The organism is Leeuwenhoekiella sp. CH_XMU1409-2 (assembly GCF_037029365.1).
Taxonomy (GTDB): Bacteria; Bacteroidota; Bacteroidia; order Flavobacteriales; family Flavobacteriaceae; genus Leeuwenhoekiella; species Leeuwenhoekiella blandensis.
The window spans coordinates 115,806-129,667 of the sequence record NZ_JAYMEI010000009.1; the positions used below are offsets into that span (position 1 = coordinate 115,806).

15 protein-coding genes are annotated in these 13,862 nt (G+C 42.1%); 12 read left to right on the plus strand and 3 right to left on the minus strand.

Annotated elements, in window-relative coordinates:
- Nucleotides 1-272 precede the first annotated feature (272 nt).
- The 5 genes from WA338_RS11230 to WA338_RS11250 all read left to right on the plus strand — a co-directional run bounded on the left by WA338_RS11230 (nucleotide 273) and on the right by WA338_RS11250 (nucleotide 4,192).
- Nucleotides 273-545: a hypothetical protein gene (locus tag WA338_RS11230; protein WP_009780991.1), complete on the plus strand. Its 273-nt coding sequence runs from the start codon at nucleotides 273-275 to the stop codon at nucleotides 543-545.
- Nucleotides 546-649: 104 nt separating this feature from the next.
- A complete protein-coding gene (locus tag WA338_RS11235; protein ID WP_336093374.1) occupies nucleotides 650-1,435 on the plus strand; it encodes an SDR family oxidoreductase in 786 nt (261 codons plus the stop codon).
- 242 nt (nucleotides 1,436-1,677) lie between these two features.
- Nucleotides 1,678-2,262 carry a YceI family protein gene (locus tag WA338_RS11240; RefSeq protein WP_273005778.1) on the plus strand — a complete coding sequence of 195 codons (585 nt, stop codon included), beginning with the start codon at nucleotides 1,678-1,680 and terminating at the stop codon, nucleotides 2,260-2,262.
- 21 nt (nucleotides 2,263-2,283) lie between these two features.
- Nucleotides 2,284-3,555, plus strand: a complete 1,272-nt coding sequence (locus WA338_RS11245; RefSeq protein ID WP_273005776.1) for a hypothetical protein — start codon at nucleotides 2,284-2,286, stop codon at nucleotides 3,553-3,555.
- A gap of 61 nt (nucleotides 3,556-3,616) precedes the next feature.
- Nucleotides 3,617-4,192, plus strand: a complete 576-nt coding sequence (locus WA338_RS11250) for a YceI family protein (RefSeq protein ID WP_336093375.1) — start codon at nucleotides 3,617-3,619, stop codon at nucleotides 4,190-4,192.
- A 201-nt stretch (nucleotides 4,193-4,393) separates the two neighbouring features.
- Here WA338_RS11250 and WA338_RS11255 read toward each other — a convergent pair whose 3' ends face one another.
- Nucleotides 4,394-5,275: a hypothetical protein gene (locus WA338_RS11255; RefSeq protein ID WP_336093376.1), complete on the minus strand. Its 882-nt coding sequence runs from the start codon at nucleotides 5,273-5,275 to the stop codon at nucleotides 4,394-4,396.
- A gap of 245 nt (nucleotides 5,276-5,520) precedes the next feature.
- Here WA338_RS11255 and WA338_RS11260 point away from each other — a divergent pair, with 245 nt between their 5' ends.
- Entirely contained in the window at nucleotides 5,521-6,396 is an 876-nt protein-coding gene (locus WA338_RS11260; RefSeq protein ID WP_336093377.1) for a DUF808 domain-containing protein, read from the plus strand.
- Nucleotides 6,397-6,499: 103 nt separating this feature from the next.
- A complete protein-coding gene (locus tag WA338_RS11265; RefSeq protein WP_230199271.1) occupies nucleotides 6,500-7,711 on the plus strand; it encodes an OprO/OprP family phosphate-selective porin in 1,212 nt (403 codons plus the stop codon).
- Here the strand turns inward: WA338_RS11265 and WA338_RS11270 are convergent.
- Nucleotides 7,708-8,553 carry a helix-turn-helix domain-containing protein gene (locus WA338_RS11270; RefSeq protein WP_009780983.1) on the minus strand — a complete coding sequence of 282 codons (846 nt, stop codon included), beginning with the start codon at nucleotides 8,551-8,553 and terminating at the stop codon, nucleotides 7,708-7,710. The two genes, WA338_RS11265 and WA338_RS11270, sit on opposite strands and share 4 nt — an antisense overlap.
- Before the next feature lie 199 nt (nucleotides 8,554-8,752).
- Between WA338_RS11270 and hxlB the strand changes: the two genes are divergently transcribed.
- Nucleotides 8,753-9,337, plus strand: a complete 585-nt coding sequence (gene hxlB, locus WA338_RS11275; RefSeq protein ID WP_336093378.1) for a 6-phospho-3-hexuloisomerase — start codon at nucleotides 8,753-8,755, stop codon at nucleotides 9,335-9,337.
- 39 nt (nucleotides 9,338-9,376) lie between these two features.
- Complete coding sequence (gene hxlA / locus WA338_RS11280; protein WP_273006434.1) at nucleotides 9,377-10,003, plus strand: 3-hexulose-6-phosphate synthase; 627 nt, start codon at nucleotides 9,377-9,379, stop codon at nucleotides 10,001-10,003.
- Between the two features lie 111 nt (nucleotides 10,004-10,114).
- Here hxlA and WA338_RS11285 read toward each other — a convergent pair whose 3' ends face one another.
- Nucleotides 10,115-10,894, minus strand: a complete 780-nt coding sequence (locus WA338_RS11285) for a 3-keto-disaccharide hydrolase (protein ID WP_336093379.1) — start codon at nucleotides 10,892-10,894, stop codon at nucleotides 10,115-10,117.
- A gap of 113 nt (nucleotides 10,895-11,007) precedes the next feature.
- Between WA338_RS11285 and WA338_RS11290 the strand changes: the two genes are divergently transcribed.
- Genes WA338_RS11290 through WA338_RS11300 form a run of 3 tightly spaced genes read left to right on the plus strand, consistent with a single transcriptional unit; the run spans nucleotide 11,008 to nucleotide 13,846 of the window.
- On the plus strand, nucleotides 11,008-11,922 hold the full coding sequence (locus tag WA338_RS11290) for a hypothetical protein (protein WP_273005184.1): 915 nt from the start codon (nucleotides 11,008-11,010) through the stop codon (nucleotides 11,920-11,922).
- On the plus strand, nucleotides 11,922-13,100 hold the full coding sequence (locus tag WA338_RS11295; RefSeq protein ID WP_273005183.1) for a CHASE2 domain-containing protein: 1,179 nt from the start codon (nucleotides 11,922-11,924) through the stop codon (nucleotides 13,098-13,100). Before WA338_RS11290 ends, WA338_RS11295 begins: the two co-directional genes overlap by 1 nt.
- A complete protein-coding gene (locus tag WA338_RS11300) occupies nucleotides 13,076-13,846 on the plus strand; it encodes a hypothetical protein (RefSeq protein WP_273005182.1) in 771 nt (256 codons plus the stop codon). The genes WA338_RS11295 and WA338_RS11300 overlap by 25 nt, the downstream gene beginning before the upstream one ends.
- The last annotated feature ends 16 nt before the right edge of the window (nucleotides 13,847-13,862 follow it).

Consider the following 13,862-nt stretch of genomic DNA (forward strand, 5'->3'; position numbering starts at 1 on the left):
TTCCGTCAGCGTATGGCGCTGTAATTATTCATTGTAATAGCACAAACTTCCATTTACTAAGAGATATAGTTAATATTAATAATCAAGAGTTTAGAACTGTGCTTGTAGAGGTTATTGATCTTTTAAATAGTTGAGCTGAAAGCAAATTTAACGCTCTGAGTTAAGGTAGTGCCAGTAGGCGGTAAGCGCATAGGTCTTAATTAATTGTGAAATAAGATTTTACTAACATTTTTTCTTTATTACCCATAATAATTTTGAGAAAAACGAAAGCTATGAAAACTTCACCAAAAAATCATTTTTCTCGCAGTTTGAACCAAATTCTCAAACGCTATAGATTGAGCGAAACAGAATTACAACAGCTAGACGCTGTAGATACAGACCGTATTGTGAGTTTGGCTTATACCGATTATGGCGGTTTTGATGCGCAGACAGGAATGTATTATGCCGAAGAGCGCCCGGTAAACTATAAATTGAAATTAGATTACGTCAAAGATGAAGCAGGTAAAGTAGAAACCCTTATCATGCTTCCGGTAACGATTTCTTAATGTCAACAGGCTTATAGTCATCAAAACCTTATGATGTCTTTAACGTATTGATTTTTTAGTGCGGGTTAACTTTGTTGTACATACAACTATAAAATCCAAACACAATGAAAGATCAAGTGATTATCATAACCGGTGCCGCAATGGGACTGGGATTAGCAACTGCCGAGTTGCTTGCTAAAGAAGGTGCAAAACTCGTACTGGTTGATTATAATGAAAACGCCTTAAAAGACGCTGAACAGAAACTCAAAGAGATCAATCCTGAGGTCGCGCTTTTATCGGTTAAAGCCGATGTGTCGAGCGAGGAGCAAGTGAAGAACTACGTCGATAAGACTGTAGAGAAGTTTGGTAGAATAGACGGACTCTACAACAACGCGGGAATCGAAGGGAAACAAGCTTCTATTGTAGATTACGATCTAGACATATTTAAAAAAGTGATCGATATTAACCTTATGGGCGTGTACTACGGGTTACGTTACGTGATCCCGGTGATGCAAAAGCAAAAATTTGGTCGTATCGTAAATGTGGCTTCTGTAGGAGGTATTCGCGGAGTACTCAATCAAATGCCTTATGTAGCTAGTAAACACGCCGTAAGCGGAATGACTAAAAATGCCGCGCTAGAATATGGTAAAGATGGAATTTTAACCAATGCGATTGCTCCGGGTGCGATTCTTACGCCAATGGTAGCCGAAGCTTTCAAGCAAGTGAATCCTGAGGATCCTAAAGCTGCCGAAGCACAATATGCGAGCAACAACCCAACGCGTGCATTAGGTGATCCTAAAGATGTAGCCAGTGTAGTAAGCTTTTTGTTAAGCAAAGCTAATGGATATGTTAGCGGTCAAACCATTGCGATAGATGGTGGCGAATCTAATATGTACGGTAACGCCGAATAAACTTTTCAGCATACTTAAAAATCAAAAGCCCTGATCGTGTTTCGATCAGGGCTTTTTTTATGGGCACTTTCAGAGGTTTTTATATCCTTAGACATTCCCTGAGGTATTTTATTCTTCACTTTTTTTCACTCCTCAAACCTTGTAGTTGCATTTTTTTTGAACGCATTTCTCAAAGCTGACTTTTATCATATTTCTCGCCAGCTTCCTTGTTGACCTTTGCTGTATAATTAAAAACAACAACTATGAAAACCTATACCACGTACAGCATTTTATTTGGCTTGTTCTTCTTGGGATTTAGCCTTCAGCAAGGATTAGCACAAACCTTTACACTAGATAATTCGCAATCTACTATGAAGGTAGAGGGCACTTCTAATCTACACGATTGGGAGATCGATGTCGAAGCCCTACGCGGCACTCTTGAAGTGGAGCAAACCGGTGAATCGATCACGTTTAAAAAGCTCAGCCTTAAAATTGAAGCAGAAAGTCTTAAGAGCGGTAAACGTGCAATGGACAAAAATACCTTCAAGGCGTTGGATACCGATGAGCACCAATACCTAACCTATACCTTAAAAAAAGTATTGGATGTGCAACAGACTTCAGCATCAACCTATACGGTTAAAACCTCAGGAAGTTTAAGCATTGCAGGAACCACCCAAACGGTGACAATTCCTTTTGAAATGCAGGTCGAAAAAGAAAGTGTAAGCCTAACCGGCACATACGCTTTGAAAATGACCGCATATAACATTGAACCTCCTACAGCGCTCTTTGGTACCATTACTACCGGAGACACCGTAAACATACACTTTGAAACAACCTTTATTAATTAAACCCTATAATACCTGTCAGTTATGAAAACTAAAATAACATATTTCGCAATTCTTCTTTTTGCTCTTTTTGGAATGAGCATGCACGCGCAAAGTCAGCGTGACTTAGACAACTATCGTTTACCTGATCAACGTGGCGTTTCAGACTTTGAGGCTCCTAAGGATACAGCAACAACCTTTAACGGACTACAAGTACGTTTGGGAGGTGCTTCAACCTTACAGTTTCAGGCCTTAGATCACGAGAACTCTAATGATCCTTCAACTCCTGTTTTGCAAGAAATAGGGAGCAATTTTAACCTTGCAACTGCAAACCTGGATCTTGATGTAGTACTTTATGATGGGGTGCGTATGCACTTGAGAACCTATTTGTCTTCTCAGCATCATACCGAAACTTATGTAAAAGGGGGGTATTTTCAGATCGATAAGCTAGACTTTATTCAGGAAGGTTTTATGGAAGATTTGATGAACCATCTGCGTATCAAAATCGGTCATATGGAAAACAACTATGGTGATGCACACTTTAGACGTACCGATAATGCAATGGCACTTTACAATCCGTTTGTGGGGAATTATCTAATGGATAGTTTCACTACCGAAGTAGGAGCAGAAGTGTACTACTTCAACAAAGGTTGGTTAGGAATGTTGAGCTTAACTAATGGTAAGTTGAATCAGGCGGTAACCAATCCAGAGACTACAAGCCCATCATTTATCGCAAAATTAGGTTATGACAGTCAGTTGAATGAGGATTTCAGATTGCGTTTAACCGGTTCTGTGTATCACACCAATCAAACCGGAAGCGCTTACCTCTACAGCGGTGACCGTTCAGGATCACGTTATTACAATGTGATGATCGACGTAGACGGTAATGGAGATGGCTTTAGAGCAGGACGTATCAATCCTAATTTACGTAACGAACTTACTTCAGTTATGATCAACCCATTCTTCAAGTATAAAGGCTTAGAATTCTTCGGGATTTATGAGCACGCAAGTGGTAAAGCAGCTGCAGAAAGCGAAAGCCGTAGCTGGGACCAATATTCTGGAGAGTTGATCTACAGATTTGGACCTAAAGAAAAAATCTACTTAGGCGGTCGTTACAACTATGTGAGCGGTACGTTAATGGGAGGCACCGATGTTTCTGCAGACCGTTTTCAATTGGCAGCAGGATGGTTTATGACCAAAAACATCTTGATGAAAGCTGAATATGTGGTTCAAAATTACAACGACTATCCGGTGACCGATATTCATAGCGAAGGGCAGTTTGACGGCTTTATGCTTGAAGCTGCAATTAGTTTCTAATTTGTAATTCTTAAAACAGTGCCGGTAGCTTTAAGCTACCGGCACTATAAAATTTTTGGCGATGAAGGTTTTAATGACTCTTTTTTTAGTACTTAATGCATCTGTAATACTTGGGCAAACGCACTACCGCAGCCTGCAGATCAGCGGTATGCAAAACAGCAGCCTTGAGGTTTCCGGGAAAACCAATGTAACCGGTTTTTCCTGTACCTACGAACCTGAATATTTTCAGGCAGAACAAACGCTGAAGTTTTATAAAAAAGAACAGGTGATCTTGCTCAAGGATGCTGAGCTCAAACTGGATATTGACGGATTTGACTGCGGCGGAAAGGCGATCAATAAAGACTTTCGCAAAATGCTTAAGGCTGACGACTATCCGCATATCATCTTGAATTTTAAGCAAGTTGAGCTTACCGAAGCAGGACAGCAAGCCACCATAACCATAAATATTGCAGGACAGCAAAATACATATACCATTCCAGTGACCTGGTGTAAAGAAGAACAACAGCATCTCAAAGGAATATTAAACCTCAACATCACCGATTTTGAGCTTGAACTTCCTAAAAAGCTTTTTGGTCTCATCACTATTAAAGATGCGATCGCTATCCGTTTTGATATTGCCGGAACCTATGCACTCTAATTCAAAACCAATTAAACGAGCCAGATCTCGATCATCGCTTAAAAACTAAGCCGCAACGTATTCAAAGTTGCGGCTTTTTTATGGGCGTCGCCAAAAGGGTTTAATACTCCGAGGCTTGCCTTATGGTAGTTTTCGGGCACTGCAAGAGCATAAAATGCCTGGAAGTAATTTGCGCTGAATTGTAATGTACGTAAGATCAGGTTAATTTGAGTTTGCTTTTGGTTCTTCTAAAGTAACCTCGTGTAAGGTTGCGACTCCGGTAGCAGCTTCGTTGGCAATATACAAGGTGCCTTGCGGACTAAACGTGATGCTTTCGGGTTGCGCAAAATGAAAAGGGTTGAGTTCGTGTACGGCCTTTACTTTACCCGTAGCGCTCAAAATAAGCAGTTTAGGTTTCTTTCCGTCTACGATATAATAATCCCCTGTTTTAGGATGAATCGCAAGGTCAGACGGACTGAACGTCTTCTCAGCATCTTTTTTTTGAAAAGCCTCAAAGGCTTTGTCTTTCATATTGATGGTCATAAACGGCTGCTCTTCCTGCTTTCGGGTTCCTATATCGATGCGGTAGAGCCCTTTTAAATCTTTTTCTTCAAGTCCCTCATCTTTGGCCACAGTGATCAGCTCTCGGGATTTGGGATCTAGCGTGAGCGATTCCATATTATTATCTTCATCAAAAGCAGTGTCAAAATGTTGCACCGTTTGATTATCACCCACATAATCTAAAACTTCAAAAATGCGGCCGTCACTACGCATCACATAAGCGTTTTCCTGATCAAGTGCCAAAGCTTCATAATCTGCGTTTTCAGAAAAAACAGTATCGTAAGAGATCTCACCCGTATTTAAATTGAAATGGTAAATAGCGCCTTCCTCATCTTGTATGCAGGCGATCGTACTATCATTAACCCAAGCGATCCCACTCACTTCGTTGAGCAGCTCAGGAAGTTCCCAGGTGTTTACAAGATTGTAGGTTGCTTCTTCGAGAATCTGACGTTCTTCAGCAATCGATTTTTTATAAAATGCATACGACAAGCCTACAGAAAATAGCAGGGCACCGCAGATTACATAATATTCAAGATGTTTCATAATTCGGGGTTAACTATTTGCATAGCTGAAGCTTCCACTTCAGATTACGGCCTTTAAAAATAGGAAATACCTAAAGGCAAAAGGTTTAACAGAATGGTAAAGTTTTAATACGCAAGCAACGATGACGCGTCTAAAACGTAGGTACATTTAATAAAGTATACGTCTGAAAGAAATTATAAAACTTTTAATGTGTTTTTAAAATGCGGCAACTTATATTGCTGCAAACAACTAACCTATACTACACTATGGCTTCAGGATTTTTTGCACTCCTAGATGATATTGCAACTTTGATGGATGATGTTTCGGTAATGGCAAAAGTTGCCGGAAAGAAAACCGCCGGTATTCTTGGCGATGACCTTGCTGTGAATGCTGAGAAAGCTTCCGGTTTTATGTCTGACCGGGAAATCCCGGTGCTGTGGAAAATCACCAAAGGTTCATTACTCAATAAGGTCATTATTTTACCCATCGCCTTTTTACTGAGTGCTTTTGTCCCCATAGCCATCACCGTTATTTTGATCATCGGTGGCTTGTATCTCGCCTATGAAGGTGCTGAGAAGATCTACGAGTATTTTGTGCCGCACACACACGAGGAAGAAAAGCCTGCCTTACAAAACCGAAGCGAAGAAGAACTAGTGGCTTACGAAAAAGAAAAAGTCAAGTCGGCGATTTTAACCGATTTTATTCTTTCAGTAGAGATCATCATCATTGCTTTAGGTGCGGTAACGGGTGAGGAGCTCGTGAATCAGATCATTGTGGTTTCGATCATCGCTTTGGTCGCTACAGTGGGAGTTTACGGTATTGTCGCACTCATTGTGCGTATGGATGAATTTGGCGCGAAACTCATCAACCTGAATGAGGAAGACGATAGCTTTTCTGATAAAGTGGGAATCTTTCTGGTAAATGCACTACCTAAAGTGATCAAAGGGCTTTCTATCATTGGGACCATCGCTTTGCTGTTAGTTTCCGGCGGAATCTTTAGACATAACTTACACGTGGTACACGACTTATTTCACTCGTGGCCGGGGATGTTGGCCGACCTGCTCCTGGGCTTGGTCGTTGGTTTTGTGGTGTTTTTAATTATTATGGGAGGAAAAAAGATCTTCAAACCCGAATCTGCCTAGCCTTGAAAGCACTGCGTGTTGTGTTAAGCTAAAGTTTCTTTAAGGTTTCTAAGCCGTTAAGTGAAAGGATAATTTTACTTTTGCGTGCCTAAGGTTTATGGTTATGCGCACGCGTTTTACACGCTTCTTAGTTTGTTTTGGACTTACGCTTCTCTTTTTTGGGACTGCTGCCCACGCTCAGGAATTTCAGAAGGATTCGATTTCCAAATGGGATATCAATTATGGGGGAAAAGGTATTTATTTTACAGCACCCGATAATGCCTTCAGTTTACATATTCAAAGCAGGTTACAGTTTCGGTTTGCGACTCCGAGTGATAACGATCCGGTGACCTTTAACGATTTTAATGACGGTGAAAACTCGGTATTCAAGATCAATAGGGCGCGCCTCAAAGTAGGTGGACACGCGTATAAACCTTGGCTGAAGTACTATTGGGAGTACGAGTTGGGGCGTGGTAATTTGCTCGATTTTAGAGTGATGATCGAGCGCTGGAAATGGCTTAACATCAAGATTGGCCAGTGGAAGATCGAATACACCCGAGAACGCCGTATAAGCAGTGGAGCCCAGCAACTGGTAGATCGTTCTATTCTTAACCGAAGTTTTACCGTAGATCGCCAACAAGGGGTCGAACTCTACGGAAGGTTGGAAGGTCGGGGAGCAGCTGATGTTTCCTATTGGGCGGCCGTGCTTACCGGAGCGGGGAGAGCAGCCACAGACAATGACGACAAAAACCTGATGTATTTTGGGCGCCTGCAATGGAATCTACTTGGAGACGTCTTAGGCTTTGGAGGAACCAGCGATCTGGTAATTCATCAAAAACCTGAAGCCTTGATCGCTTTTTCTGCGGTAACCAATCGCAGTCCGTTTACACGATTTTCTTCTTCAGGAGGTGGTTTTTTAACCGATTTTGAACAACAGGAGCCGGGGCAGTACCGCATCAATCAAGGCAACATAGAAACCGCTTTTGTCTATAAAGGCTTCAGCTGGCAGTCTGAGGTGCATCACAAAGAGATCCTAGATAAGCTGAATGGCGGGCGCACGCAGTTGCGTGGGTATTATGCCCAGGCGGGTTATTTTGCACATCAGGCAATATCCTGGTGGCCAAAACAATTGGAGGTCGCAGCGCGCTATGCCAATTTTAACCCGGATATAGACCAACCCATCACACTTGATGAGGTATCTCTCGCCTTCAATTGGTTCTTTAACGGGCATCGCAATAAGCTCACGGCAGAGGTGTCTAGTTTTGATTATGAAAATGCCGACAATACTCTCGAAAACGAACTGCGTTTCCGGCTGCAGTGGGATATTTCGTTTTAGTCGGCATAGAGCGTATTGTCATGCTTAAGCACATAACGCCGTGCCTGATTTTGAAACTCCTGTGCGGTTTGACCGGTATGGGTTTTAAAAAACCTGCTGAAATAACTTCGGTCTTTAAACTGTAAATTATAGCCTATCTCTTTAATAGTATGTTCGCTGTGGATCATCTGCCGCTTCGCTTCAAGAATGAGTCGGTCGTGAATGAGTTGTACCACGGTTTTATCCAGTTTTTCTTTTAAGATCTGATTGAGGCGCTTGGCGCTCAGTCCCATCTTTCCGGCATAAAAGGAGGCGGCACGTTCCTCGAGATAATTCTTTTCGAGCAACATCATAAATTCGTACACGCGTTTTTCATTAAGGTCTTGAAGTGTAAAATGCTGTTCTTTCAGTTCGATAAGCTTCAGCAGTAAGACTTTCAGCAAGGCCTTCAGCATAATAAGATTTACCGAATCCTGATCATACTCGGCATACATCAATTGATACACTGCCGAAAGGCTTTCCGCATGTGCTTCACTCACTTGTAAGCACGAGAACTCTCCCTGAAGGTTAAAGATTCGGAATACATCCAGTAAAAATTCCTTAAGGTCATCTTCGAGCAATTCCTGTTTAAAAGAGATCAAAACTCCTTGTTTTCCGGCTTTATTCAACTGGTGCACCCGATACGGAGGAATAAGATAGATCCAATGTCCTTTTAAGGTTTGAAAATCGTGTTGCGGGGTGTGTAAGGCTTCCTCATTTTTAAGCCAGACGATCTCAAAAAACTCACGTCTTCCCGGGTCATCGAGATAAGATGGAGGACAATCGGCAAGATCACGTATGTATAATACTTTATCACTAAGCATACTAGCACTTTTTATAGGGGATTTACAAACAACAGGTACTGTGGCGAAAACCTGCTGATTTCTAAAATGTACCACAAAAGTAGCACATTACACACGTAATTTTTAACGGGTGCGCAAATTGTACAACACATCTGCCGGATTGTGTACCAAGTCCGTCGAACTTCACAGTACTTTTGTTTCCTAATTAAAACACGCAATTATGCAAACCCCTGAAACGATGAGCAGCGAGGCTGCATTAGCAGATGCAACCGCGCTGATTTACAGAGAACACGAGCACCTGCGACAAGGCGTTGCTTTTGAGCAACTCGCGGGACTTATCGCTCCTTTAGAACGTGCGCAGCGTATTTTTTTGATGGGAATGGGCCGCAGCGGATTTATGATGCAAGCGCTTGGTATGCGTTTGATGCATTTAGGTTTTAACGTGCATGTCGTGGGAGAGACTACCGCGCCGGCGATTACCAAAGGCGATGTGTTGCTTGCAGGTTCGGGAAGTGGGAGTACCACCAGTATCGTTAATGCCGCAAAAACAGCAAAACGAGAAGGTGCTGCAGTGCTTTGCTTTACCACCAATATGGAATCGCTTTTAGCCGACCTGGCAGATGCTGTGGTCGTGCTTCCGGCAGCACAAAAAAATAAACAGGAGGCCGAAGTTTCTCAGCAATATGCCGGCAGTTTATTTGAGCAGGCCCTGCTGATCTATGGAGACGCACTGGTACAGCTGCTTTGGAATAAAGGCGGAAAGACTGCCGACCAACTTTGGCAGCGACACGCAAATTTAGAATAAGAACAAGAATAACTATTAATATACTAAAAACAAGATACTATGGCTAAGTTACAAGTAGCAATTGATTTATTAAAAACCGAAGATGCCCTTGCATTGGCGACCAAAGTGGCTCCTTATGTAGACATCATCGAGTTAGGAACTCCACTTATCAAAAGTGAAGGATTGGCTGCAATTACAGCGATCAAGAATGCATTTCCTGACAAAAAAGTATTTGCAGATTTTAAAACTGCAGATGCGGGTGAGTTGGAAGCAGATATGGCTTTTTCAGCCGGAGCTGATTACATCACCATCTTAGGATCTACAGGAAACAGCACGATCGCAGGAGCGGTAAAAGCGGCTAAAGCACACGGTAAAGGTGTGGTTGTAGATACGATTGGTGTTGCAGATCGTGTAAAACGTGCACAGGAAGTGATCGAATTGGGTGTAGAATTTGTGGAACTACACGCAGGTCTTGACGAGCAGGCAGAAGAAGGCTACTCGATTCAAGTATTGATCGACGAAGCAAAACGTGCCGGAGTACCGGTTTCTATCGCTGGAGGAGTAAACCTTGACAGCATCAAAGCTGTAAAAGACTCTGGAGCTGTAGTAGCGGTTGCAGGTGGAGCGATCTACGGTGCTGAAGATCCTGCAGAAGCTGCAAAAGCGCTTCATGCAATACTCAACTAATTTTGAGTTCATTAGTTGGATGAAAAACGAAAAGCTCCCGGCAACGGGAGCTTTTTTTTTGGTTCCACCAAAAGGCTTCTTGACCTTCTTACTTGCTTAAAGAAGTTTACGTTATAATTTTTTTAGCTTCAGGTCTTTAAAGATCACACCTTGACCTTCGGCCTGTAATCCGATATATCCACTTTTTAAGGCTTTACCGTCTACTTTAAGTTTGGGATTATAGCCATTGGCTACATCGCCGCCTAGTTGTGTATCGGTATACCGAAGCACTTCTTTTCCGTTTACTTTATGAATGACTAAAGAGTCCTGATAAACGATCAGATCGGCTTCTACCCAGACATTCCAGGGGAAGGTAGGGGAAGACGAATTGATACAATGCTCGTTTGATTTTTTTCCGTTGTAGTATACATCGGTACCGGGCGAACACATATTCCCTGTAGGTCTTGGTTTGCCGGGTTCGGCTTCCGCCAGCATTTGGTATTCTACAGATAGCGGCCAGTCCTGTTCTTTTAAAATGGTTTCCGGGGCTTGCGAATGAAACATCACACCGCTATTGCGGTAGGTATAACTCGGGGCATCTTCCATCCACTCTTCGGTAAATCGGTATTTGAATTTTAAATGAAAAGAGGCAAAAGCTTCGTCATAAAACAGATGTCCGTAGGTTTCATCAAAGGAATCGTAGTTATCATAGGCTACAACAATACTGCTGTCTTCAACCCTAAAGGTGTCGGCATAATTCTCGCCCACTTCGTGATGGTAAAACTTGGGCGTCCACCCGTTGAGGTTGGTGCCGTTAAAGAGGGTAATCCATTCGTTTTCTTCGGCGTTTTTAGTGTTACAGGCAGTAAATAAAATGAGGAGTAAGAGTCCTGTGGCTTTTAAAAATTTCATAAGATAATTGACTTCTATCTTTAAATGTATTCATTTTTTAACGACTTCGCTTCTTTTTTTAAAATACATTAAATTATGTATTTTAACACTTTATTAGCAACAGCTCTAGCACTATGAAAAAAACTACCCTACTGTTTGGTTTCATTATCGTAATAACCTCTTGCAGTGTGCATAAGCGCGCGGCGATCAAAGCTCAAGAAGAATTTGTGGTGGAGTTGCGAAAGCCGGCCACACGTGGCGGACTCGTAGAAGTTGCGCTGCAAGGCTTGTTTTTTGGAGCAGATTATTTGGCCGACAAAACAGCAAAATCCTTAACCAGTACCTATTCTCAGAGTCTTTCGGTTAATGATTATTACAATACAGATCTTGGTGAGGTAGAGAAAACCTATAATGAAATTCATATAAAGAAATATGCGGCGCCTCAACAGGAAACAGATGAGCAGCGTTTGAAAGGCTATATTGAAAACGATATTCAGGATATGCCAAAATCGCGCGGCGCAACAAGTGCTTTTACTATGAATGACGTGATACGCCTTCAGGATGAAAAAGAAGACCTTCTGAATTTTGAAGCAGTCATCGAGATCTTAAGCGATCCTGAAAATCCCGGGGTTTCCCGATTGAGTTTTAATGAACTGCGTATTTTGTTTTCAAGAACCAAAGTATATACCGATGAAAATCTCAACGCGCGTTTATCGGTTTCTATAGAAGGGCATTGGCGTAATAAAGACAATACGCCTATGCACGCGGTGTTGATCGAGCAGGAATATGATTTACAGGATTTGAAATACGGTACGCAAAATCAGATCAAGACACCTATTCTATCCCCTTGGTATTATGATATTCCTTATCTGGCAGAGGATGCCGACTTTTCTAAATACGGAGTGGTTCAGGTTAATGTGCAGTTGCAGGAGTACGAAGGTGGTAAAAGCAAATACATAAACCAACTGCCCAGTATACTTTCAGACAACAAAAACGCCATCATCAAAAATGGCTCAAGCACCATTCAAAAAATTATAGGAAAGGAATAGTGGCGAATAAGAAATTTCCTTTTTTACTGATTGCAGATGCTTTTCTCTGCACCGTTTTTACCTGTATCGTGAGCGGGTTGCTTTATTTTTTTATACTGAATCTTTCGATCTTAGATCCTTTTGAGAAGGCTTTTGAGGATTTTGAATTTACCGATATTTACTATGCCGAAGGCTTTTACAAAAAGGAAGCGGCAGCAGATATTATTGTCATCAACGTAGAACAAGCCGATCGCTATATGCTTGCTCAGGCGTTACAAAAAATAAGCGCCTATCAGCCTAAGGCCGTTGGTCTTGACCTTCTTTTTAAAGAACGTAAAACTGCCTTTGAAGATGAGGCTTTGCAAGCTGCACTTCAGCAGGTGCCTAATTTGGTGAAGGCGGTATATTTTGATCAGGATACACTTATCACTTCAGCTCCTTATTTTCAAACTCCAACCGAGCAGCAGGGCTTCATTAATTTTAACCTGGACGGGAGTTCCTCTGTAGTACGTGATTTTAACGGAGTGCTGGAGTATCAGGAACGTGAGATTCCTTCTTTGGCAGGAGCGCTCGCTGTGGCTGCAGGATATATCAGTACAGCAACCTTGAAAACAAATTATACTACGCCGGTACCTATTCGTTATACGGGAGGTTCTGAGGCTTTTTTGACGCTTTCTGTAGACGAACTTTTAAGCCGGGAGCGGCTAGATGTTCTTACCGATGCGGTGGTGCTTCTGGGGTATGCCGGTACGCCTACGGGTAATCCTTTTGATATTGAAGACAAACATTTTACTCCGTTGAATGCTGCCTTTACCGGGCGTGCCACTCCAGATACTTTTGGAGTTTTTATACACGCGACTATCTTACAAAACTTAAAGTCAGGAAAAACCTTTACGGCGCTTCCTAAAATGTTCACCTTAACGCTGGCTTTTTTGATCGCCTTTGGGAGCATTCTCTTGGGGATGTATATACACAAAAAGAGCAATTTTATATTTGACATCAGCGTCAAGGTCTTACAGCTGCTTGTGCCTATTGTGTTGCTTTATCTGGTGTTGCATTTGTTGAGTTGGCAAATCTATCTTAATGTATTACCCGTTATTTTATTGGTTATCTTGGGATTAGAGTGTATTGATTTTTATATTTATTTACAGGAATTTATCCGGAAGAAGTATCCATGGAAAAGCTATTTGTTGGATTAATTTGTTTGCTTGCCGTAACAGTGCATGCGCAAGACAGCCTTTATGTGTACAAGGCCGAAGGCGTAGTGCTGCAAGGTAAACCTACCCAGAAAACGCGATTACAAAAGGGCGCACTCCTGCTAAGGGATACGCGTATAGAACTGCAACCGGGAGCTTCGATCATAGCTATTAATAAAGCAGGCGAATTATTTAAAGCCGCAGATCCCGGGGTATATACCCAACCTATGCTGCTCAAGCGTAAAACTCAAAACTATCCGGGAAATCTTTCGGTAAATTATTTCAAATTTATTTGGTCTGAACTGTTGGGAGCTACAAAAGCCAAAGTACAGATCGGAGGCGTGTTTAGAGGAAATATACTTATGCGCTTCCCGGACGATAGCACCTATATTGCCGGGACTACGCTGCACCTTGAATGGGATACCGCAGCGGCTGCTTCGCCTATGTTTATCTTTATAAAAAATACCGAAACTGAAGAATATCTCAAGATGGCTGCAGACGGAAGCATGCTTAGGCTGTACGCGCATCCCTTTTTTAGTGAAGGAAGCACGTATCAATGGAGCGTGACCGATGAGGCATTTCCCAATTTAAACAACCTGCAGTATTATACGTTTACGTTGATCACTAAAGAAGCCTACACCTTAAAAAAAGAAGAACTACTCAGCCAACTTCAAAATCCAAACTTGAAAACGTTGTCCAGACGCGAGATAGAAACATGGCTCTGCGCACGGTATAACTTGTGTAATTAATGCTTTAAAATCGATC

What these genes read in the sequence shown, in the direction of transcription:
- WA338_RS11230 (WP_009780991.1), top strand. Translation starts at nt 273, where the DNA reads ATGAAAACTTCACCAAAAAATCATTTTTCTCGCAGTTTGAACCAAATT.
- WA338_RS11235 (WP_336093374.1), top strand. Translation starts at nt 650, where the DNA reads ATGAAAGATCAAGTGATTATCATAACCGGTGCCGCAATGGGACTGGGA.
- WA338_RS11240 (WP_273005778.1), top strand. Translation starts at nt 1,678, where the DNA reads ATGAAAACCTATACCACGTACAGCATTTTATTTGGCTTGTTCTTCTTG.
- WA338_RS11245 (WP_273005776.1), top strand. Translation starts at nt 2,284, where the DNA reads ATGAAAACTAAAATAACATATTTCGCAATTCTTCTTTTTGCTCTTTTT.
- WA338_RS11250 (WP_336093375.1), top strand. Translation starts at nt 3,617, where the DNA reads ATGAAGGTTTTAATGACTCTTTTTTTAGTACTTAATGCATCTGTAATA.
- WA338_RS11255 (WP_336093376.1), bottom strand. Translation starts at nt 5,275, where the DNA reads ATGAAACATCTTGAATATTATGTAATCTGCGGTGCCCTGCTATTTTCT.
- WA338_RS11260 (WP_336093377.1), top strand. Translation starts at nt 5,521, where the DNA reads ATGGCTTCAGGATTTTTTGCACTCCTAGATGATATTGCAACTTTGATG.
- WA338_RS11265 (WP_230199271.1), top strand. Translation starts at nt 6,500, where the DNA reads ATGCGCACGCGTTTTACACGCTTCTTAGTTTGTTTTGGACTTACGCTT.
- WA338_RS11270 (WP_009780983.1), bottom strand. Translation starts at nt 8,553, where the DNA reads ATGCTTAGTGATAAAGTATTATACATACGTGATCTTGCCGATTGTCCT.
- hxlB (WP_336093378.1), top strand. Translation starts at nt 8,753, where the DNA reads ATGCAAACCCCTGAAACGATGAGCAGCGAGGCTGCATTAGCAGATGCA.
- hxlA (WP_273006434.1), top strand. Translation starts at nt 9,377, where the DNA reads ATGGCTAAGTTACAAGTAGCAATTGATTTATTAAAAACCGAAGATGCC.
- WA338_RS11285 (WP_336093379.1), bottom strand. Translation starts at nt 10,894, where the DNA reads ATGAAATTTTTAAAAGCCACAGGACTCTTACTCCTCATTTTATTTACT.
- WA338_RS11290 (WP_273005184.1), top strand. Translation starts at nt 11,008, where the DNA reads ATGAAAAAAACTACCCTACTGTTTGGTTTCATTATCGTAATAACCTCT.
- WA338_RS11300 (WP_273005182.1), top strand. Translation starts at nt 13,076, where the DNA reads ATGGAAAAGCTATTTGTTGGATTAATTTGTTTGCTTGCCGTAACAGTG.